This window comes from Pontibacter sp. YIM B11418, assembly GCF_059278805.1.
Genome location: NZ_JCAEMH010000002.1, coordinates 471,355 through 492,354, shown reverse-complemented (window position 1 = coordinate 492,354; position 21,000 = coordinate 471,355). Strand labels below are relative to the sequence as shown.

Below are 21,000 nucleotides of genomic sequence, written 5' to 3'. Positions count from 1 at the left end.
CAATCGGGTATTCCTTTGGTGCGATCTCTGCATCCTGGCATCTTACCAGAAAAATGAGTCCAAGGAATAATATAGTAAGCCTGCTTACTGGAGGTTTCATTATCAAAAGGAAAAGCTAGCTATAAATTCTAATTGTGTTTTTTGAAATGTAATGTCATTTCCAGGAAATTGATTAAACCTAAGCTCTCCCGCAGCAATTTTTTTGAAATCTAAATTGCGTTGCAATCCTATTCCCAGAGAATAGCCGACCATACTTGTAGAGATTAGTGGCTGCTGATCAGCCTTGTTGATTGTAATTACATTTTGATCAATAGAAGATCTGTATACACTGCTCTTATTTGTCAGGTGATATAAATAAGAGCCTCCGGCATTAATAAATGGTCTCCAGGCCAAAGTTGGCAGCGTATAACGCAACAATACCGGTATATTCAAAGAAGTCGTGTTAATGACAACATCTATATCAGATTGAGGAGAAGCTGAATTAACTGAAAAGCCGTTTTTTGTAATATTAACTCCAGTATTTAAAGAAAAGTAACTACGTTCAATAGGGAGATCGGCAAAAACTCCAAATAAGGCTGACGCACCAGGGACGAAAGAAATTTCATTGAGGTGTTCTTTCGACATACCTGCAGGTACATTCAATGACGTTCTGCTGTACCCTACAATTACACCAAATCGTGGATAAGGCAATGGCCGATTATTACCGTTGTTGTACATCGAAATAAGTTGGGAAAGCGATTTCTTATTGTATTTGACCAGCCGCACCTGCTCACCTTTCCATCTATAGTCACTTGTATGTTCTAGTAGGTGCTTTCGAAAATCTTCCTTAGATATTTCAACAAAAACAGCACTATCCTTTTCCAGAAAATATGTTTTAATGCCTTCTCCGATAAAATAGTAGAGCGTAATTTTTCCATGTTCAAGTCGTTCTAGGAAGACCTTTTTATTCTGTCCGGAAACCGAAATATTCTTAGATAGGTATACCGTGCCATTTTTGAACCCATATTCTATCAATTCTTCAGCAGAATAACTTATTTCACTATCTCCCTTTTTCATTCGTACAAATTGCGCATTCTCTTTGGGGGTTCCTGCTTTCAATTTAATTCCAACATTTACTAAAGTATCAGTCATGATGTAATCACTTTTCTGGGAGTGTGCACAATGAATCGATAAAATAAGGATTGCAGTAATCAACCAGCTCTTCATTTTTCTCATCTAATTCTTCGTTCTGAAAGTGATCTTGTGTAAAGGGGTGGTTTGGAGGTATACCTTTACTATTGAATAAACCCCCATACCAAATATACAGTATTCTAGATATAAAAATCATCACCCCTAAAAACAAAAAACCGCCAGCTCCTTTCAGAACTGGCGGTTTCATTTCGTATACCTATACCTATACCTTACTCAATCGTCTTAAACAGTCGGCTCCATCTGATCTTGTCGAGGAAGCCGCCGTATGGGTCGGTGGACATCCAGATCATAACGGCCTTGCCCACAATGTGGTCAGCGGGTACAAAGCCCCAGTAGCGGGAGTCGAGGGAATTGTGGCGGTTGTCGCCCATCATAAAGTAGTAGTCCTGCTTGAAGGTATAGCTCGTGGCTTCGGCACCATCAAGGTATAGCTTGCCGTCACGTACCTCGGCGTTTTCGTTGCGCTCGTAACCCACGATCACCTTTTCGTAGAAAGGCAGTGTTTCAGACGTAATGGCCACTGTGGCGCCTTCTTTCGGGATGTAAAGCGGGCCAAAGTTGTCTTTGTTCCATTCGTACTTGCTCGGCACATGCGGGAACACCTCGGCATCACCTTTACCCGACTCGTCCATCAGGAGCGTAGCGTCTTTAATGAAATCGAGCTGGGCGAGGGCCTTTGCTTTCTCAGGGGAAGTGTCCACAATGTAGCCGCCCTGCCACTGGATCACATCCGTAATGTCACGCTCCAGGAAGAATTTCTCTGCCAGGCGCTGCTCGGTAGAGAGGAAGTACTTGTACTGTATCTTCTCCGGATTCTCAGCAGCTTGGCCGTTGATGTATACCTGCATGTTGCGCAACTCGATGGAGTCGCCGGCAATACCGATGCAGCGCTTGATGTAATTGGTGCGCAGGTCAGCCGGATGATGCTCCTCCGGTGGGTAGTTGAACACGACCACATCGTTGCGCTTCACTTCAGAAAAGCCAGGCAGTCGGTATGACTTCAGCTGAATGGCGTCAGAGTAGGAGGGGATGTTGGTGCCCCAGATGGTCTGGTGCGTGAGCGGCACCTGCAGCGGCGTGATCGGAGTGCGCGGACCGTAGTGCAGCTTGCTTACAAACAGGAAGTCCCCTACCAACAGGGTTTTCTCCATAGAAGGTGTCGGGATGGTGTAGGCCTCGAAAGTAGCCCAGCGAATTAAACTGGCCGCTATAACGGCAAACAGGATGGCATCACCCCACTCACGTGCAAAGCTCTTTTTCTTTTTAGGCTCCTTACTAACGGGCTTCTTCTCCCAAAACTTTACTTTCATTTATAAAGTGTTTTGTTTCTACAGGTTGAGCATGTCTTTCATGCCGTAAACTCCCTGGCGGTCTTTGAGCCATTCGGCTGCCATCAGGGCACCTTCGGCAAAACCGGCACGGCTATGGGCAATGTGGCCCAGTTCTATTTTGTCTACTTCTGATGCATAAGTCACAATGTGGGTACCTACCACATCCGGCTCACGCTCCGAAATAATGTTAAGCTTCGACTTATCTGAATCATCGTCAGCCGCCCAGCCTTGCAGGGCAGGGTAGTTGGCCAGTATACCTTCGGCAGTAGTTATACCTGTGCCGCTCGGCTTATCGACCTTCTGGAGGTGGTGAATCTCACGGATTGACACCTGATATTCCTTATAGGCCTGCATTTTACTGGCAATATATTCGTTAAAATGGAAAAACAAATTAACGCCCACGCTATAATTAGATGCATAGAAGAAAGCGCCTTTGTTTTCATGGCACAAAGATACAGCTTCGTTATACCTGTCTAGCCAGCCAGTAGAGCCCGAAACCACAGGTATACCTTGCTTTAGGCAGTAAGAAATATTGCCGAAAGCAGCTTCCGGGTGGGTGAATTCAATGGCAACATCCGTATTTCCCGAGCTGTATTGCTGCAGCGTTTCAGTGTTGGTATGGTCGATGGAGCCGGCTATCTGATGGCCTTTGGCAAGGGCCATCTGCTCAATGGTTTTCCCCATCTTGCCATAGCCTATCAACAGGATTCTCATTTAGTTCGGGTGTATAAAGTAAGGGTAAGTCCGGGCGTAATGCCGTTGGAGGCTGGCGTGCGGAATACGTCGGGCTGCACGCGCAAGCTCAGGTTGTCACTCACGTCAAATTCGCGTAGGTGGCCGTGCACATACGCTTCTGCTATCTGCATACCGTAGGCCAGCACCGATATAATAATGGTCAGGTCGCGGTTACGGCGGTAAAAGTCGCGGCTCGAACGCAGGTTCTTGGTTCCGACGGGCACATCGGCACCGTATATTCTGTCAAAATAATACGCGTCGTATACCTGAACGAATTGGTCGCTGCGCCCTGTCCGTATGTTCAAAGCCGTCCGGAAGTCCTGGTACTTGTTGTTGTTGTCGATGATAAAGTAGCCCAGCACACCGCCGGTGGCATAAATGATGGGCACTTTCCACCAGGCGCCGTTGTATACCTGGCCCGCGCCTGGTATAACAGCCGAGAAAAGCGCCGCGCGGCCGGGCCGCCCCAGGTTTTTGAAGCCGCTCAGGAAAAACTGCTTCTGCTGCGCGGTATCCACTTCAGAGGTTATGACCAACACCGAGTCCGGGCCGGATGTGACCACCTGCGCCTTGGCCTGCGACGGCAGCAGCTGCGAAAAGAGCAATCCCACCAATAAAGCTATACCTGGCGCTAACCTCATGCTGTTCTCTTAGTAGTTCAGAATCTCCAGAATACGGTTCAGTTCCTCCACCGACACAAACGGAATCTTGATTTCACCTTTGCCGTCGTTGTTGGCCTTCACTAGTATTTTGGTGCCAAATTGCGAAGAAAGCTTTTTCTCCACGCCCTTCAACTCATCATCATACTTGCTGAAGACCAGTTTTTGTTGCGGATCAGGCTTTTTACTCGCATTCTGCACGTTACGAACCAGTTCCTCCACTTTACGCACCGACAGCTCTTCCGCCACTACTTTGCGGAAGATTTCCAACTGCTTGTCGATGGTATCGATGTTGATCAGGGCTCTGGCATGGCCCATGCTGATCACGTTGTCGCGCAGGGCGATCTGGATATCCGGCGGCAACTTGAGCAAGCGCAGATAGTTCGTAACGGTCGTGCGCTTCTTGCCTACGCGGTCACCCAGTTCCTCCTGCTTCAAACTGCACTCGGTCAGAAGACGCTGGTAGGAGAGGGCAATCTCGATCGCATTCAGGTTCTCGCGCTGAATGTTCTCGATGAGGGCCATCTCCAGCATCTGCTGGTCGTCGGCCTTGCGGATGTAAGCCGGAATCTCGGTCAGGCCGGCCATTTTGGCGGCCTGGTAACGGCGTTCACCCGATATCAGCTGGTATGTATTCTGATCAAGCTGACGAACGGTGATAGGCTGAATAATGCCCTGTATGCGGATAGACTCAGCCAACTCTTCCAGCGCCGTCTGGTCAAAATGCGTGCGGGGCTGGAAGGGGTTCGTCTGTATCTGGTCAATGGCTATATCTGCGATGGTATTGACTTCGTTAATGGTGGTAGATTCGGCAGTTTTGCCGGTGTATTTGTTACCCTCCAGAAGAGAGCCAAGGCCCCGGCCGAGACCGCCTTTGCGTACTGCTGCTTGTTTCTTGTTATCGGACATGGAATCGTAAGGTTATTTCGCCAGCGCAACGCTGTTCTTCTCTGCTATCTCACGGGCGAGGTTCAGGTAGCTCACAGCCCCTTTGCTTTCTGCATCATACAGTATAGCAGGTATGCCGAAGCCCGGAGACTCGCTCAACTTCACATTTCTAGGTATAATGGTGTCGAATACCATCTGCGGGAAGTGCGTTTTTACTTCTTCCACTACCTGGTTGCTCAGACGCAGTCGCACGTCATACATCGTCAGCAAAATGCCCTCGATAGCCAGCTCCGTGTTCAGGCGCGTCGTAATGATTTTTATCGTGTTGAGCAGCTTCCCCAAGCCTTCAAGCGCAAAATACTCACATTGTACCGGTATCAGTACCGAGTCCGCAGCCGTAAGCGAGTTCACCGTAATCAGGCCCAGCGAAGGAGAACAATCAATTATAATGAAATCGTATAGCTCTCTAAGCGGACCCAACACCTCACGCATCTTCTCCTCGCGGTTTGGTACGTTGATCATCTCCACCTCGGCGCCCACCAGGTCAATGTGCGAAGGCACCAAATCAAGCGTTTCCAGGTTAGGCGAATTCAGGATGATATCTTCTATATTCGCTTCACCTACCATGCACTCGTAAATGTTGCTGCTAATACTGGCCGGATCGAAGCCGAGTCCCGATGTGGCGTTTGCCTGTGGGTCTGCGTCAACCAGCAATGTCTTATACTCGAGGGCTGCCAGGCTCGCAGCCAGGTTTATGGCTGTGGTGGTCTTGCCTACGCCACCTTTTTGGTTTGCAACCGCTATTATTTTTCCCATCTACAAATTATAGGTTTATAGTCTGACCTATCTCCATCAATATTAGTTCCTTGCCGGCCATCTGTGCCACTTCTTTCACTTCCTCATGATCGATTTCGATATATGGGAAAGTGTCGTAGTGCATACCAATCACCTTGTCTACCTGCACAAAGTCAGCTGCTACCAGGGCATCGTGGATGTCCATGGTAAAGTTGTCGCCGATCGGCAGTAAAGCAAAATCCAGGTCAAACTGCTCCGGGATCAGCTTCATGTCGTAGGTAAGGGCCGTATCACCGGCAAAATAAAATGTCTGATTCTCTGTTTCCACCACAAAACCGGCTGCTATACCTGCGTACGTGCCATCCGACAACGAGCTGGAATGCACGGCGTTCACCATTTTCACGGTGCCAAACGGCAGGGTTACCTTACCGCCGGTGTTCATCGGGTGGGTCTTTTCTATACCTTTGTCCTCATACCAGCTCACGATCTCAAAATTGGCTACAATGGTGGCACCGTTGTTTTTAGCAATGCGCTCAGCGTCGTGCACGTGGTCCTGATGACCGTGCGAAAGGAGGATATAATCTGCCTTGATGCTGTCTACGTCAATGTCCTTAGCCAGCTCGTTGGGAGAGATGAACGGGTCGAATAGAATGCGGTGCTCACCGATTTTGAAAAGAAAGCAGGATTGTCCGTAATACGTTATTTCCATTGTTTGCAATTTTTAATCTGTTAGCCCATTCCGGGTATAGAACTTTTACAAAGATACATTTTTTTACACAGGACCTATGATGTTCCACGCGCTGAGGCGTATATTTTTATCCACGATTTTGGGGGTTATCCACATTCTGGGACGGGCTGCCGGAGAAGGGGCTAGTCAGGGAATAGGCGCATTTTAAGCGATATAAACGCAAGTGGGTCCGACTGCCTGGTAAGCTGCCGGACCCGCTCGCTTCTTGGGTTCGATTCATCCATAACGTTCCGTGGAACTATATATTTTAATCCGCTCCGATTAATGAGAGGAGCGTTCGGGTCCTTCCGGGCTACTTCTCTTCCGCTCGACGCGTATTTCTTCCCGCAGCAGCTGTACGTGCTCGGTATTATGCTCTTCGGTACGTCTTTTGGTCACATGAATTTCTTCTACCACCAGCAAACGTTTCTCTACGACTAGCACTTCCTTAAGCACAGGTATAATCATTTTATCGCCTTCGTAACGCACAGGTGGAGGAGCCACATCCACATACTGGTTTATTTCAACGCGCTCAATTTCTGCTTCTTCGTGTATGATGGGCAGGTCCAGGTCCACATTTTCGCGGTGTACCTCTTTGGCAATGTGTACGCTGCTTGTTTCCCTTACTTCTTTATCCACCCGCACCTGCTCTTCTATCACTGGTATGGTCTTGTTGTATTCAATGTCGACATCCAGTTTTTCCCGATCATCGGGTATATACTCATTTTGTATGTCACGTCCTTCCAGGGGGGTGGACTGGTCTTGGCGCAGTTTCTCGTCAAATTCCGATTTAAGTTTATCTGTTTTCTTGTTCATAGTGTATGGGACCTAGTTTCATCAATTTACTACGGGCGTGGCAAGGTATAGTTCCTGACTTTCTGCTTGTTAATAGCCAACGTCACTTCTATAAAAAAGCAAGAGGCAGCCACATGATGACTGCCTCTTGCCTTAACTACAAAAAATCTCCCTAAATATTCCGAGGGCTACCGGGTTTGTTGCCCGGGGTGCGAAGGTTCTGATCTCTATCCCGATCTTGTTTATCTATTTCAACATCGGTTTTGCGTACGGTACCTCTTACGGTTTCGTCACGCTCTTCTGTGTGCTTGCTGATCTTCACCTCTTCTACTACGCGGGCCTCTTTGTTCACAACAGGTACCTCAGCGCGTTCTGTGATATTGATCTCTCCTTCCTTGAAATTCTGGAAGTCACGGTCGGTAGCTGGTCGGTTCACCTTGTTGCGTTCAATGTCAAGGTGCTCCTCCCGCAAACGCAGGTGCTCTTCTACCGGGCGCTCTACGATGCGACTTCTCATGTGCACGCCACCACGCTCTACTTCGCGTTTTCCCACATTCAGGCGCTCTTCCATAATCGGAATCGTCTGATTCAAATCCCCGGACTGTTCGGTGTGTGATGTGCCCTGTGGCGGTCTGTTCAAACCCGCTTGCGGACTAGTATGCTCGTCCACGTCCACGGCACCACAAGAATCCAGTACTTCGGCTGCTCGCTCCGCTTCCTGGCGTGAATCGGCATGTACCGTTACTACCCAACCTTTGCGGGCTGCCTGTGTATGTTTGTTGGCGTCGTCGTTCTGGCCAAATAATGATCCGAAGAAACCACTTACGCCGTCGTTGTCTCTATTTGTTGTACTACCGCCCACATGCTTCGCTGAAGCAGAGGCAGGGTTTGCTATATCTACCTTATCACGGCCTATATGGTGCGTGCTTTCTAACTTCTGCACCGCAGCCTGTGCGTCTATACCTTCTTTAAAAATACCAATCACGGTTTGTCGTTCCATAGTTCTGTGTGTTAAATTGTACATTGAAGTAATTTGCTTTGTAAAGCCGGGATACTTCACAACCCCAATATGATCATCTGCTGGAAAATCTATTTCCCTTGTTTCGTTTTAAGATCTAAGCTGCAATTGAGCCTTGTGCCCGTATGGGAATCCAAGTGTCCCAATAAAATGTGGTGCTATCATTTTGTTAAATTCAGAATCCCGAAGAGAGCTATTTCATGTGTATATAGCTTATATTGAATTAAAACTTATCGTAGTCAATTATTTAAAAATTTAAATATATAGCATAAATAAATATTAATTTTCAAATAGGGCTCTTTGTCTTGATGCTGTATTTTTTTACGGCCTTAATAGGGTTTGGTTATTGATTTTTCAAAACAACAACACGAGTTTGTCCTATATTTAAATCTAGTGTTATTAAGATACAGCGGGTGAAAATGGGGCTGCCGCGGTATCAGGCAACCATTCGGGACTTGATGGCTGCAAGAACAGGGGGATGAGAAAAAAATGAGATGGGTGGGAGTTGTTTTTTATTTCTCAGCCTTTATCGGATGGGAAGCCTTCTCTTTGCTTCCGCATCAGTTAAGCCCATAATCAGGGTATGGACTTTCTCCTGGAAGTCCAGTAGAAGTTTAGGTCCTCCTTCTTCCTGCTTCACGCGTTTTACTTCTTTGCCAGCCTCGTAAAAAGTTGTGATCGTGGAGGGCATGTCGCTCCAATTGGTAAGATAAGTATCTTTAAGCGAGGTATAGTTCAGTTGCAATATCTCCTGGCGAAGCTCTTCCAGTTGCCGTTTCGAGAGTGTAAAGGTCACAGTGTCGATGACCGGAACATCGCTATACCCCGTGTAGCGGATGCTGCCATTCTCCAGAATGGTCGCCTCGTAGGAGGGGCAAGTGCCGAGACAAGGCGTTTTCTGGAAGTGCAGCAATGGAGCACCCGGTGATTGCATATTACTGTTCTGAGCAGCACTGCAGCCAGTCGCCAATATCAGTCCCAGGCCAAGTCCCAGTTTCAGCAGGTATAGCAGAGTGTGCATAACGGTAAATTCGGTTATTGTCCCTGGGGTAGTTTACGGAATTTGCCCTCCTCCAGTACATAAGCGGCCGGCTCGCAGTAGGGGCACTCTACGTAATTGTGGGACGAATCGGGTGGATTAACGATAAAGATCCGACTATCCGGACTAAACTGCGCACCCGTGCTACTCTGTAACTTGTCGAGCACTTTACCGTCCTGGCGGTCTACCACATAATGTTCCTGGCAAGTGGGGCCACATTCCATCGTGACCACCGTATACCTGCCGGCAAAGTTTATACCTTGTTTCAGGCCCTCCTGCAGGGCTTCGCGGAACTGGCGGGCGTCGGTATGGCTGGCTTCATCCAGAGGAGCCAGGCGCCCCCGATACGCCTCCTGCACCCGAAATGCCTCGTCGCTCTGATAGGCATCCATGCGCAGGCGGTAGCGCTCGTATATTTCCGGGTTCTGTTCCAAGGTGTCAGGCCCTCGCAAGGAGTCACGTTGCAGGCGCTCTTCCAGTTTGGGGTGTGTGCTGGCAATTGTCTTTTCTTCTTCTGTCTGTTGCTGACAGGCTGCTCCCAAAATCGCCGCAAAAGAGAGGGGCAGAAGGAGGTGGGGTAGTCGGTTCTTTCGCATGGTATCAATATAGGTATAGGCCTATACGCAAAACCGGCAATAGGGTCAAACAAAAAAGCCCCGAATTGCTTCGGAGCTTTTTTGTCAGGTATAGCACAGAGGTGCTTATTTCTTCAGTTTCGGGTTGTTGCGGCGCTCTTGCTCTTTTTCAGAGGCGGCACGCATGGCTTCCTGCATACGCTCGGTAAACGACGGGCCTCCCGTTTTCTTCTTGTCTTTGCGCTTGTCGCGGTTCTCTTCCAGTTTGGCTCTGATCTTGTCTTCGTCCACAAACTTACGCATCAAAGCCATTTGACCGAAGGTCACCATGTTCGACACAAAGTAATAGAAAGAAAGACCTGCTGGGAAGGAGTTCAGCACGAACATGAAGATGATCGGCATCATGTACATATAGTACTTCATCGGGCCCTGCATCGAGACGTTCATCTGGTTGTTCGACCAGGTATAGAGAATAGTGGAAGCCGTCATCAGCAGCGTGAACATACTCACATGGTCACCATAGAACGGAATGGTAAACGGCAGGTTCACGAACACGTCGTAGGTTGAGAGGTCATCTGCCCACAGGAAAGCCTCCTGGCGCAGCTCGATCGAGTTCGGGAAGAAGTTGAACATCGCAAACAGGATCGGGATCTGCAGCACCATCGGGATACATCCGCTGAGCGGGTTTACGCCCATCTCGCCGTACAACTTCATGGTTTCCATCTGTGTCTTCTGCATGTCGCCGTCGTTGCGCTCTTTTATGGCGTCAATCTCCGGTTTCAGCACCTTCATCTTCGCCATCGACATGTGCGACTTGTAGGTAAGCGGCAGCAGGATCAGTTTGATGTAGAGCACCAGCAGGATGATGATGATGCCGTAGTTGCCAATGTAGTTCTCCAGGAAGTCGAATGCCGGGATGATGATCCACTTGTTCACATATGAGAAGATTCCCCAACCCAAGTCCAGGTTCCTGTTGAACTCGTTGCCCATGTGCTTCAGGATCTTGTAATCATTGGGGCCGAAGTAGAAGGTAAACTCGCCTTTGCCGCTCAGCAGGTCAGCCGTCGGGATCAGAATCTGGGAGTTCAGCGCTTTCACTACCAAGGAATCAGCGGGATCGGTCACGGACTCCAGTTTAGCGCCAGCAAAGGTGTTGGTGGCGATAATGCCCGCGGTAAAGAAGTTCTGCTTGTTGGCTACCCACTTCATCGGCTCCGAAATGGTTTCCGTTTCCGTACCTTCCGAAATAGACAGGTGATCGAAGCTCTCGTCGGCTGTGTAGTAGTTGATAGTAGACTTGGCCCTGTTCTGCGGCATGTCTTTCTCCAACTGCTTCAGCTGATCGTTCCAGGTCATAGTCACATTCTCGCCGCTGATCTGGTTGTTGAGGCCTTTGAAATCCAGTTTGTAGCCTACTTCAAAGCTGTTGTCCACCAAGGTATAGATCTGGTCGATGGTCTGGCCATTGCCCAGGTCGGCGCGGTAGGTGATGGTTTTGGCAGGCACATCGCCCACGTTCACCGTCTGCACTTCCGATGGCGAAAAATACAGGTCGGACAGGCGGATGTTCTTGCCGTCATTGGTAGTGAACTGTACATCTGTCTTGCTGCTTTCCTTGTCAAAAAGTACCAGCGTATTGCCTTTGTAATCTTTGTAATTCTTCAGAACCACTTCCTCTACCTGACCGCCTTTGCTGTTAAAAGAAACAGTTATGTTCTGGTTTTCGAGGGTGGTGGTGCTGGCTTCGCCGGTTCCGGCTGCGCTGAAACTACCCAGGGCGGCTGCACGGCGCACCTGCGCCAGCGAGTCGTCCTCGACAACAGCAGGCCCCACCTGCGCCTGCTCTACCTTGGCTGTCTGGTCAAATGCCGGAGTGTTGGCTTCTTCGTTCGTACCCGCGAAGAAGAAGGAGTAAGCCAGCAGGAGCACGGCAATCAATCCAAAGCCAATAGCTTGATTTCTATCCATCTAATGAAAATAAATAATGTGTTTAGGTTAATGCTTACTTCGATTTAGTGTAATTCATGGCCGCTTTCACAAACTTAACAAAAAGCGGGTGCGGATTAACCACAGTGCTCTTTAATTCCGGATGGTATTGTGCTGCCACAAACCAAGGGTGATTTTGTAACTCAATTATCTCTACCAATCCTGTTTCCGGATTTATACCGGTCGCCATCATGCCCGCCTTCTCATAATCCGCTAAGTACTTGTTGTTGAACTCGTAACGGTGACGGTGGCGCTCTGAGATTTTAGCTTTACCGTATATTGAAAATGCTTTTGAGCCCTTCTTTAGTTCACAGGTATAGGCACCCAGTCGCATGGTACCACCCATTTGGGTAATGTTTTTCTGGTCCTCCATCATGTCGATCACCGGGAACGGTGTTTCCGGCTCCATTTCGGTGGAAGCGGCTCCCTGCAGGCCCAACACGTTGCGGGCAAACTCCACGGCGGCGCACTGCATGCCCAGGCAGATGCCCAGGAACGGTATACCTGCCTCCCGCACAAAGCGTATGGCCTCCAGTTTACCTTTAAAGCCGCGTTCGCCAAAGCCAGGGGCTACCAGCACGCCGTCCATACCTTGCAACAGACTGGCCACGTTCTCGTCCGTGATGTTCTCTGACTGGAACCACTTGATGTTTACCTTGCACTCGTTGGCCGCACCTGCATGCACAAACGACTCTACAATCGACTTATAAGCATCCGGCAGCTCTACATACTTGCCTACCAGGCCAATTTTAACTTCTGCTGTCGGGTTTTTGAGGCGTCCCAAAAACTCTTTCCATCTTTCGAGTTCCGGCTCACCACGCTGCGGCAGTTTCAGTTTGGCAATCACACGCTCGTCTAGCTTTTCTTTGCGCATCAGCAGTGGCACATCGTATATCGTCTCCGCGTCAATTGACTCGATCACGGAGTTTTGATTGACGTTGCAAAACAGCGCAATTTTTTTGCGCAGGTCGACAGGGATATGGTACTCCGAGCGGCAAACCAGGATATCGGGTTGCACGCCAGCCTCTGACAGGTCGCGCACAGAGTGCTGTGTAGGTTTGGTTTTCAACTCACCGGCTGCTTTCAGGTATGGCACCAGGGTCAGGTGGATCACACAGGTTTCGTGTACACCAAGTTCCCAGCGCAGCTGACGCACGGCTTCAATGAATGGCAAGGATTCTATATCGCCCACACAACCGCCTATTTCCGTGATTACGATGTCAAATTCGCCTGATTCGCCCAAAAGCAGCATGCGTCGCTTTATCTCGTCAGTGATGTGGGGGATAACCTGCACCGTTTTGCCCAGGTAGGCACCTTCACGCTCCTGTGTGATCACATGGTAATAAATGCGGCCGGTGGTCACATTATTCGCCTGTGAGGTAGGCACATTCAGGAAACGCTCGTAGTGTCCCAGGTCGAGGTCGGTTTCGGCGCCGTCTTCCGTCACGAAGCATTCGCCATGCTCGTAGGGGTTGAGCGTGCCCGGGTCGATGTTGATATAGGGGTCGAATTTCTGGATTGTTACAGAGAAGCCCCTTGCCTGCAGCAACTTAGCAAGAGAAGCGGAGATGATACCTTTACCAAGTGAGGAGGTAACGCCCCCTGTAACAAAAATATATTTAGCAGCCATAAGTTAGGTTAAACTTTATGGGCTACAAAGGTACAAGATATATTTGATTTTACGGTACGGTACCCCATTGTTCTGTTTTTTGCATAGGATATCTTAGTTAATATTCAACAGAAAGGACAAATAAAAAGCCCCAGCCAATCTGGCCGGGGCTTTCTCTATCACAAAAACAGGAAAATTAACTTTTTGGGTTCAGGATGTTGTCGATCCGTGCCAGTGCGTCCTGCAAATGGTACTTCGTCATGCTATCCTTCGTCTTTGGCAAAGTAGCCTTGATCTGGTTGCGCAGAGTTGTCAGTTCGCCACGCACCATTGGACGGATGTCTGATTGGGAAACCTTTACCGTCGTAACGCCTGCAAAAGCGCGCGCGCTGGCCGGAACAGATGGTTGCTCTTCTTTCATCAGGAACTCCATGCGATCGAGGTAGCCGCGCTGCAGGTTGCGGCGGTACATGTCTACGTTCTTGCCGCTTCCGATCTCTGACCACACGCCATTGCGCAGGTCTGCCATCATCTCAGGCAAGGTATAGGTTTTGTTGCCCAGCGCCGCCTGCGATTCCAGCAAACGCTGCATACGGCCCGGCTCCAGTACGTTGTTCAGGATATCCACCTGCGCCGTACGAATTCGCTCCACTGCACCAGCCGACTCGATCTTACGCAGGATGTTCTGATCCAGCATCCAGGTCGGTGTAGCGAGGCCTTGCTCGTTGAGGAACTTCATGGCGCGCTGCTGCTTCTCTTTCGGTACGGCTGCATATACGTCACCTTTCTGGTCGTAAGTCTTGTAGTTTTCGTACACCCCGCCAATGTTAGCCGTTACGTGGCCCATGTAGCGGTTCCACTGGCCCAGCACCTGGCCGTACATCTCCTGCAGGTCGTCGTAGTTCTTGTTTTCCTCTTTCGTCCACTCCATCAGGTTTGGCATGATGCGCTTCAGGTTCAGGATGCCGTAGTGACTGGCCAGCATGGCGTCATCACCCAGGTCTTCAGTCTGAGAAGAAGGGTCCACGGTGTTGCCTTGCTGACGGCCGAAGCGGTACATCGGGTCGTCTCCCTTTTCCAGTATCCACTGCGATAGCTTGGCTACGTTGTCATAACCGTTCATCTCCGGGAAGTAAGTGTATCCCCATTTAACGGAGTGCTTGTCATACACGCCTATACCCGGCATAAGGGCTACCCCCTTGTCCTCCGGCTGCGCCACGTAGTTGAAACGGGCATAGTCCATGATGGAAGGGGCGGTACCCATTTGTTTGGTAAACTTGGCATCACGCAGTTTTTCTACTGGGAAGGCAGCACTGGAGCCCATGTTGTGCGGCAGACCCAGGGTATGGCCTACTTCGTGCGCAGACACAAAACGGATCAACTCACCCATCACTTCATCTTTAAACTTAATGCTACGGGCATCCGGGTTTACGGCAGCTGTTTGCACAAAGTACCAGTTACGGAGCAGGTTCATCACGTTGTGGTACCAGCCGATGTGGCTTTCCAGAATCTCGCCGGAGCGCGGGTCGTGCACGTTTGGTCCGTAAGCGTTCTGTGTTTCAGAAGAGAAGTAACGGATTACCGAGTAACGCGCATCTTCGGTGCTGAACTCCGGATCTTCTTCCGGGGTAGGCGCATCTTTGGCGATGATTGCATTTTTGAAACCGGCAGCTTCAAACGCTTTGTTCCAGTCCTCTACACCCTGCTTCAGGTATGGGCGCCACTTCATTGGCGTAGCCGGGTCGATGTAGTAAACAATTGGCTTGATAGGCTCTACCAGTTCGCCGCGGGCATAAGCTTCTTTATCTTTTGGCTCCAGTCTCCAGCGTACAATGTAGCGGCGCTTGGCAGCACGTTGCTCATCGGTGCCATAGTCCGTCTGCGACAGGGTAAAGTATCCTACACGTTCGTCAAAACGACGGGCAGGCATCGGCACTTTCGGCAGCAGGAGCATGGAGTGGTTCAATTCTACGGTGATGGTACCGGCATTGGAATTGGCAGGCGGATCAGTTGCTTCGTAGGTCATTAACGAACGCGCCTCGATGTTGAGCGGGAAGCTCTTGATGCCCTCTACAAAAGAACGTTTGTCATCCAGTCGCTTTACTTTATAAGAATCACGCTGGCGCTTGTTCAGACCAAGGGCCTGCACGTCTTTCGAGAAGAAATCGGTCACCTCTACAACAGAAGCACCATTGTTGAAGGCTTTTACATCGAAGGCCTGTATAACAGGAGCCAGGTTGGAGTTCTGTACCGAGTGGAAGATTTCCAGCGTGTCGCTGGCCACGTTCTGGTACGAGATCAGGCGCAGCAAAATACGATTGCCTTTTTTCTCCCAGCGCAGCATCTGGCGGTTGAGCTCCTCACCACCGTAACCGAGATTAGTAGCGGTTTTAGCTATACGGCTTACCATCAGCATGTCGCGGTTCAGGAGCGTATCCGGAATTTCGTAGAAGTACTTCTCGTCGATGCGGTGCACCTTGAAAAGGCCTTCGTCCGTCACAACGTTGGGGGTGATGACACTGGCATAAGGTTTTACGCCGTTGTCGTCTTTTTTAACTGCCGGGGCAGCCTGTGTTGTGGTGGCTTCCTGCTTGGCTTTTTTCTTCTTCTTTTTTTCCTTGCTTTGGGCGAAGGTAGTAGGTGCTATTAGCGCACCAGCCAGAAGCAGCGTAGCCAGCCGGGCATAGCGTACATTTTTGCTCATAATGGGGTGAAGGATTAGGTTAGTTTTGGATTAGTATTTCACAACATACCTTTTTCAGGTATAAGATACAAGACTAGGCTACTGTAGAATGGTTTAATTAGGTATGCGGGTATAACTCGATTTGCCTATTATCATCAGAACAATGCTATAATACATGAACATATTACAGCAAAACGAGTAAGAAATTAAGATAGGCTATACCTTACGTATACCTTACCCGAACCCTTCCTATTAAGCATTTCACAGCTTAATTTCGACGTGTATCGTCCTTGCTTCTGACTCTCATTCTTTCCAAAATTACACACTAACAGCATGCGAACATCACTTGTTATAGCCATCGTGTGGTGCATTGTCTTTGCTATACCTAGCCATAAAGCAACCGCACAGGGACATGCAACTAAACACGGCACCGTGAATCTTAAGACCTCTTGTAGCGAGCAAGCGCAAAAGCATTTTGACAATGGCCTGGCGCTCATGCACCACATGATGTATGAGGAGGCAGAACAGGAATTTGCCTCTGCTGCAAAAGTCGCCCCGGATTGCGGCATGGCGCAATGGGGCGTTGCTATGAGTTACATCCACCCGCTGTGGGGCGAGCGCCCTACCGATGACAACCTGGCGAAAGGGAAAGTAGCCGTAGAGAAAGCGCAGTTGCAAAAACAGCTGACAGATAAGGAGAAAGCGTACATCAAGGCTGTGTCTAGGTTTTATGAAAACTGGGAGAATACCAGTTACGCAGACCAGTTGAAAGCGTTTGAAGCAGGGTATAAGGAAGTGCATGAAGCATACCCGGATGAAGTAGAGGCGGCCGCTTTTTATGCATTAGGTCAGCTGGGCACGGCCCCGAAGACAGATAAGACGTTTGCTAAACAGAAAGAAGCCGGAGCTCTACTGGAGCAACTGCACACCAAAAACCCAGACCATCCGGGATTATTCCATTACATTATCCATGCCTATGACAACCCCTTGCTGGCCAACAAAGCCATTAAAGTGTCGCGTGAATATGAGCGTATAGCCCCGGATGTGCCACATGCCTTGCACATGCCGAGCCATATCTTTGTCCGTTTGGGTCAGTGGACGGATGCCGTGGACTGGAATATCCGATCAGCTGATGCCGCGCTCCGGCAGTCACCTAAAGAGGCGATGTCTACGCATTACCCACATGCCCTGGATTATATGGCGTATGGCTACCTGCAACAGGGGCGTGACAAGAAAGCACAGGAGGTGGTAGACAAAATGAAGGCTGTCCCTAGCTATACCCCAACCTTCGCGACGGCCTATGCGCTTGCCGCTATACCTGCCCGCCAGTCGCTGGAAAGGGGCAAATGGGCGGAAGCCGCTGCCTTGCCTGTTCGATCGCCCGAAAGCTTTGCCTGGGACAAATATCCTGCCGCCGAAGCCATTACGCATTTTGCCAGAGGTATAGGAGGCACCCGTTCCGGTAACGCAGCGGTGGCGGAAGAGGCGATTGCTGCCCTCGAAAGACTGAAGACGCAGTTAAGCAGCGCAGGCGATACCTATTGGGCAGAACAGGCCGAAGCCCAGCAAATGACAGTGAGCGCATGGCTGGAGTATCAACGGGGAGATAAGAACAAAGCGCTGGCCATGATGCAGGAGGCGGCAGACAAGGAAGATGCATTGGACAAACATCCGGTTACACCGGGAGCCGTACTACCTGCCAGAGAATTGCTCGGGGATATGCTGCTGCTGAGCAAAAAACCAGCAGAAGCCATGGTAGCTTATGAAGCAAGCCTGAAGGTATCGCCCAAACGGTATAACAGTCTCTACGGTGCAGCTATTTCCGCTGAAAGAGCCAAAGACAAGGAGAAAGCCAGGACTTATTATATGGAATTACTGAAAATTTCTCCGGAGGCCGATGGAAACCGGGACAGCTGGGCACAGGCCAAAAAGTTCGCAAGCAAGAAATAAGGCAAACTAAAACTCCAGCGTCAGCTGGTAGCCTTCCATTTTGTCGTGCTGGTAGAGGAGGGAAGAGGCTGTTATACCTAGTAAACGCACCGGGTAGGCCGGCAACTGGGGCGTACGCAGCAGATCGCGGGCGATGGTGAAAATAGCGTCGGCTGATTTTATCTCACCCAGAAAAGTCTTGCTGCGGGTGGTCTGGTTGAAATCGAAGTATTTGATCTTGACCGTGATGGTTTTGGCCGTGGTTTGCAGCCGTTCCATATCATGCGCCACTTCCTTCGCCAGCCTTTCCAGTTCCGGCAGCATCACTTCCTCCTCTGTCAGGTCTACCTCAAAGGTGCGCTCCGAACCGATGGATTTGCGGATGCGGTGCGGCTGCACCTCCCGCTCATCCTGCGCGCGGGCGATGCGGTAGTAGTAGCGCCCCGTTTTACCGAAGTGTCGCACCAGTTCTTCTTCGCTTCGTTCACGCAGGTCGGCGCCGGTGAGGATGCCCATGCTCTGCAATTTGGCTGCTGTTACTTTCCCGATGCCATAGAATTTCTCGATGGCCAGCGCAGCCACTACGTCCTCGGCTTTGTCCGGCGTGATGAGCGTAAAGCCGTTGGGCTTGTTCATGTCCGAGGCAATCTTGGCCAGAAATTTATTGTAAGAAACTCCAGCAGAGGCGGTCAGGCCGGTTTCTTGCTGAATTTTGGCCCGGATCTCGTTGGCGATAATGGTGGCGGAAGGCATACCGATCTTGTTTTCGGTCACGTCGAGGTAGGCTTCGTCAAGCGAGAGCGGCTCTACCAAATCGGTATAGGAGTAAAAGATTTCTCGAATCTGTCGCGACACGGCGCTGTATACCTCAAAGCGGGGCTTCACAAAGATCAGCTGCGGACAGCGCTGCGCCGCGATCTTGGAGGCGAGGGCAGAGTGCACGCCATACCTGCGAGCCTCGTAACTGGCAGCAGCCACCACACCCCGTGCCCGCGAACCACCCACTGCCACGGGTTTTCCGCGCAGCTCCGGGTTGTCGCGCTGCTCCACGGAGGCAAAAAAAGCGTCCATGTCGATGTGAATGATCTTGCGGATAGGCGTATGCATTAGGATGGGTACAAAGATAATAGTTTAGGAGTTGAAGAGTTTGAGAGTTTAGGAGTTTATTGTGATTTAAGAATGATATGTCCTATACCCGTGCAGAGCTTTCCCCGGGTTTTATGCCTGCTTCACTAACCATTGTGGGACACGATGGTTCCAATTCTAAGGTTGAACACGTACTAGGTATACAGATGCAAAAAAGACAGATATGACGACACACACGCTGCTGGATTTTATCGGTAACACGCCTTTGGTGGAATTGCGACACATCTCACCAAACCCGAAGGTGAAACTACTGGCCAAACTGGAGGGGAATAACCCCGGCGGTAGCGTGAAGGACCGCGCCGTTTATGGCATGATCAAAGGGGCGCTGGACAGGGGCGAACTCACCAAAGGTACTCGTCTGATCGAGGCCACCAGCGGCAACACAGGTATAGCACTGGCCATGATCGCACAGCTGTTCGGGGTGGAAATAGAACTGGTGATGCCTGCCAGCGCCACACCCGAACGGGTAAAAACCATGGAAGCCTATGGAGCAAAAGTAACCCTGACCCCAGCCGAGGGCTCCATGGAGGCGGCAATTGACTATGTGCGTGAGAAAGAAGTGAAAGGAGGCTATCTGGTGCTCAACCAGTTCGGCAACCCGGACAACTATGCCGCTCATTACCACAGCACCGGCCCCGAAATCTGGCGCGACACAGAAGGAGCCGTCACACATTTTGTGTCGGCCATGGGTACGACCGGTACCATTATGGGGGTGTCGCGCTACCTGAAAGAGCAAAACCCATCGGTGCAGATCATCGGCACCCAGCCCACGGAAGGTTCCCAGATTCCCGGCATACGGCGCTGGCCGGAAGCATACCTGCCCAAGATTTTCGAACGGGAGCGGGTTGACCGCATACTGGACGTGTCGCAACAGGAGGCTACCGCCATGACCCGTCGACTGGCCCGTGAAGAAGGCGTGTTTGCCGGTATGAGCAGCGGCGGGGCTGTAGCAGCGGCCATCCGACTGGTCTCTGAGCTCGATAAAGGCGTGGTGGTATGCATCATCTGTGACCGGGGAGACCGTTACCTATCCTCACAACTGTTTAGCTAAAACATTGCCCACCTAAATCTGGTTGAAGAGATTGACTCAAACATCATCTAAATAACAACAACTATGAACGTATTATTTGTATTGACATCACACGATCAATTAGGCAATACCGGCAAAAAGACCGGTTTCTGGGTAGAGGAGTTTGCCGCCCCTTACTATACCTTGGCTGACGCTGGGGTGAAAGTGGAGCTTGCCTCTCCGAAAGGCGGTCAGCCACCGATCGACCCGAAAAGCACCGAAAAAGATGCCCAAACCGAGGCGACCAGGCGCTTTTACGAGGACGACGACCTGCAGCACAAACTTTCCCGCACCAAGAAACTGAGCGAAGTACGCGCCGACGATTACGATGCCATCTTCTTCCCGGGCGGCCACGGACCGCTCTGGGACCTTTCCAACGACAGAGACTCCATTCGCCTGATCGAAGACTTTGCAAAGCAGCAGAAGCCTGTGGCAGCCGTTTGCCATGGACCGGCTGCCCTGATGCAGGCCAAAGGCCCGGATGGCGAACCCCTAGTAAAGGGTAAAAAGGTGGCTGGCTTCACCAACACCGAGGAGGAGGCCGTACAGTTGACTGATGTAGTGCCATTTCTGGTCGAAGACCGCTATCAGGAACTGGGCGGCATCTACTCCAAAGCCGACGACTGGCAACCATACGTGGTAACTGACGGATTGCTAATCACAGGGCAAAATCCGGCTTCTTCGGAGCCAGCTGCAGAAGCCTTGCTTAAAATGCTCAAAAAAGAGAAGGCGGCTTAAGCTCCCAGATTTCCGTATACCTGACTATCAGTGTAGCGTGAAAATCCCACCCAATCCAATATGGAAACGGTGGGATTTTTATGTTAA

Annotated in this window: 18 protein-coding genes; 3 read left to right on the top strand and 15 right to left on the bottom strand. The window is 50.3% G+C overall.

Features of this window, described 5'->3' with window-relative positions:
• Positions 1-102: 102 nt before the first annotated feature.
• The 14 genes from AC4QZR_RS06530 to AC4QZR_RS06465 all read right to left on the bottom strand — a co-directional run bounded on the left by AC4QZR_RS06530 (position 103) and on the right by AC4QZR_RS06465 (position 16,052).
• On the bottom strand, positions 103-1,215 hold the full coding sequence (locus tag AC4QZR_RS06530) for an outer membrane beta-barrel protein (RefSeq protein ID WP_494480178.1): 1,113 nt from the start codon (positions 1,213-1,215) through the stop codon (positions 103-105).
• Between the two features lie 185 nt (positions 1,216-1,400).
• Positions 1,401-2,501 (bottom strand): signal peptidase I, encoded by a 1,101-nt coding sequence (gene lepB / locus AC4QZR_RS06525; RefSeq protein WP_494480177.1) that lies wholly within the window; start codon positions 2,499-2,501, stop codon positions 1,401-1,403.
• Positions 2,502-2,519: 18 nt separating this feature from the next.
• Positions 2,520-3,236 carry a 4-hydroxy-tetrahydrodipicolinate reductase gene (gene dapB, locus AC4QZR_RS06520; protein WP_494480176.1) on the bottom strand — a complete coding sequence of 239 codons (717 nt, stop codon included), beginning with the start codon at positions 3,234-3,236 and terminating at the stop codon, positions 2,520-2,522.
• Entirely contained in the window at positions 3,233-3,898 is a 666-nt protein-coding gene (locus AC4QZR_RS06515) for a DUF5683 domain-containing protein (RefSeq protein WP_494480175.1), read from the bottom strand. The genes dapB and AC4QZR_RS06515 overlap by 4 nt, the downstream gene beginning before the upstream one ends.
• 9 nt (positions 3,899-3,907) lie before the next feature.
• Positions 3,908-4,825, bottom strand: a complete 918-nt coding sequence (locus tag AC4QZR_RS06510; RefSeq protein WP_494480174.1) for a ParB/RepB/Spo0J family partition protein — start codon at positions 4,823-4,825, stop codon at positions 3,908-3,910.
• Positions 4,826-4,837: 12 nt separating this feature from the next.
• On the bottom strand, positions 4,838-5,620 hold the full coding sequence (locus AC4QZR_RS06505; RefSeq protein WP_220624246.1) for a ParA family protein: 783 nt from the start codon (positions 5,618-5,620) through the stop codon (positions 4,838-4,840).
• Positions 5,621-5,627: 7 nt separating this feature from the next.
• Positions 5,628-6,308, bottom strand: a complete 681-nt coding sequence (locus tag AC4QZR_RS06500) for a metal-dependent hydrolase (RefSeq protein ID WP_220624247.1) — start codon at positions 6,306-6,308, stop codon at positions 5,628-5,630.
• 300 nt (positions 6,309-6,608) lie between these two features.
• Positions 6,609-7,142 (bottom strand): YsnF/AvaK domain-containing protein, encoded by a 534-nt coding sequence (locus AC4QZR_RS06495; RefSeq protein WP_494480173.1) that lies wholly within the window; start codon positions 7,140-7,142, stop codon positions 6,609-6,611.
• A gap of 151 nt (positions 7,143-7,293) precedes the next feature.
• On the bottom strand, positions 7,294-8,121 hold the full coding sequence (locus AC4QZR_RS06490; RefSeq protein WP_494480172.1) for a YsnF/AvaK domain-containing protein: 828 nt from the start codon (positions 8,119-8,121) through the stop codon (positions 7,294-7,296).
• Between the two features lie 544 nt (positions 8,122-8,665).
• Positions 8,666-9,160: a DUF6438 domain-containing protein gene (locus AC4QZR_RS06485; RefSeq protein WP_494480171.1), complete on the bottom strand. Its 495-nt coding sequence runs from the start codon at positions 9,158-9,160 to the stop codon at positions 8,666-8,668.
• A 14-nt stretch (positions 9,161-9,174) separates the two neighbouring features.
• A complete protein-coding gene (locus AC4QZR_RS06480; RefSeq protein WP_494480170.1) occupies positions 9,175-9,774 on the bottom strand; it encodes a hypothetical protein in 600 nt (199 codons plus the stop codon).
• Positions 9,775-9,879: 105 nt separating this feature from the next.
• Complete coding sequence (gene yidC / locus AC4QZR_RS06475) at positions 9,880-11,721, bottom strand: membrane protein insertase YidC (protein WP_494480169.1); 1,842 nt, start codon at positions 11,719-11,721, stop codon at positions 9,880-9,882.
• A gap of 34 nt (positions 11,722-11,755) precedes the next feature.
• Positions 11,756-13,369, bottom strand: a complete 1,614-nt coding sequence (pyrG, locus tag AC4QZR_RS06470) for a CTP synthase (protein ID WP_253403789.1) — start codon at positions 13,367-13,369, stop codon at positions 11,756-11,758.
• A 175-nt stretch (positions 13,370-13,544) separates the two neighbouring features.
• Positions 13,545-16,052, bottom strand: a complete 2,508-nt coding sequence (locus AC4QZR_RS06465) for a zinc-dependent metalloprotease (RefSeq protein WP_494480168.1) — start codon at positions 16,050-16,052, stop codon at positions 13,545-13,547.
• Positions 16,053-16,364: 312 nt separating this feature from the next.
• On the opposite strand from AC4QZR_RS06465, the gene AC4QZR_RS06460 reads away from it, so the two are divergent.
• Positions 16,365-17,981 carry a tetratricopeptide repeat protein gene (locus tag AC4QZR_RS06460; protein WP_494480167.1) on the top strand — a complete coding sequence of 539 codons (1,617 nt, stop codon included), beginning with the start codon at positions 16,365-16,367 and terminating at the stop codon, positions 17,979-17,981.
• Positions 17,982-17,987: 6 nt separating this feature from the next.
• Here AC4QZR_RS06460 and dinB read toward each other — a convergent pair whose 3' ends face one another.
• Entirely contained in the window at positions 17,988-19,067 is a 1,080-nt protein-coding gene (gene dinB / locus AC4QZR_RS06455) for a DNA polymerase IV (protein ID WP_494480166.1), read from the bottom strand.
• A gap of 202 nt (positions 19,068-19,269) precedes the next feature.
• Here dinB and cysM point away from each other — a divergent pair, with 202 nt between their 5' ends.
• Together cysM and AC4QZR_RS06445 are read left to right on the top strand one after the other, a co-directional pair.
• Positions 19,270-20,157: a cysteine synthase CysM gene (cysM, locus tag AC4QZR_RS06450; RefSeq protein WP_494480165.1), complete on the top strand. Its 888-nt coding sequence runs from the start codon at positions 19,270-19,272 to the stop codon at positions 20,155-20,157.
• Positions 20,158-20,220: 63 nt separating this feature from the next.
• Positions 20,221-20,913, top strand: a complete 693-nt coding sequence (locus tag AC4QZR_RS06445; protein WP_494480164.1) for a type 1 glutamine amidotransferase domain-containing protein — start codon at positions 20,221-20,223, stop codon at positions 20,911-20,913.
• Positions 20,914-21,000: the final 87 nt, after the last annotated feature.

Bases quoted from the DNA above. Each gene is read 5' to 3' on its own strand.
- AC4QZR_RS06530 (WP_494480178.1), bottom strand. From the start codon at position 1,215: ATGAGAAAAATGAAGAGCTGGTTGATTACTGCAATCCTTATTTTATCG.
- lepB (WP_494480177.1), bottom strand. From the start codon at position 2,501: ATGAAAGTAAAGTTTTGGGAGAAGAAGCCCGTTAGTAAGGAGCCTAAA.
- dapB (WP_494480176.1), bottom strand. From the start codon at position 3,236: ATGAGAATCCTGTTGATAGGCTATGGCAAGATGGGGAAAACCATTGAG.
- AC4QZR_RS06515 (WP_494480175.1), bottom strand. From the start codon at position 3,898: ATGAGGTTAGCGCCAGGTATAGCTTTATTGGTGGGATTGCTCTTTTCG.
- AC4QZR_RS06510 (WP_494480174.1), bottom strand. From the start codon at position 4,825: ATGTCCGATAACAAGAAACAAGCAGCAGTACGCAAAGGCGGTCTCGGC.
- AC4QZR_RS06505 (WP_220624246.1), bottom strand. From the start codon at position 5,620: ATGGGAAAAATAATAGCGGTTGCAAACCAAAAAGGTGGCGTAGGCAAG.
- AC4QZR_RS06500 (WP_220624247.1), bottom strand. From the start codon at position 6,308: ATGGAAATAACGTATTACGGACAATCCTGCTTTCTTTTCAAAATCGGT.
- AC4QZR_RS06495 (WP_494480173.1), bottom strand. From the start codon at position 7,142: ATGAACAAGAAAACAGATAAACTTAAATCGGAATTTGACGAGAAACTG.
- AC4QZR_RS06490 (WP_494480172.1), bottom strand. From the start codon at position 8,121: ATGGAACGACAAACCGTGATTGGTATTTTTAAAGAAGGTATAGACGCA.
- AC4QZR_RS06485 (WP_494480171.1), bottom strand. From the start codon at position 9,160: ATGCACACTCTGCTATACCTGCTGAAACTGGGACTTGGCCTGGGACTG.
- AC4QZR_RS06480 (WP_494480170.1), bottom strand. From the start codon at position 9,774: ATGCGAAAGAACCGACTACCCCACCTCCTTCTGCCCCTCTCTTTTGCG.
- yidC (WP_494480169.1), bottom strand. From the start codon at position 11,721: ATGGATAGAAATCAAGCTATTGGCTTTGGATTGATTGCCGTGCTCCTG.
- pyrG (WP_253403789.1), bottom strand. From the start codon at position 13,369: ATGGCTGCTAAATATATTTTTGTTACAGGGGGCGTTACCTCCTCACTT.
- AC4QZR_RS06465 (WP_494480168.1), bottom strand. From the start codon at position 16,052: ATGAGCAAAAATGTACGCTATGCCCGGCTGGCTACGCTGCTTCTGGCT.
- AC4QZR_RS06460 (WP_494480167.1), top strand. From the start codon at position 16,365: ATGCGAACATCACTTGTTATAGCCATCGTGTGGTGCATTGTCTTTGCT.
- dinB (WP_494480166.1), bottom strand. From the start codon at position 19,067: ATGCATACGCCTATCCGCAAGATCATTCACATCGACATGGACGCTTTT.
- cysM (WP_494480165.1), top strand. From the start codon at position 19,270: ATGACGACACACACGCTGCTGGATTTTATCGGTAACACGCCTTTGGTG.
- AC4QZR_RS06445 (WP_494480164.1), top strand. From the start codon at position 20,221: ATGAACGTATTATTTGTATTGACATCACACGATCAATTAGGCAATACC.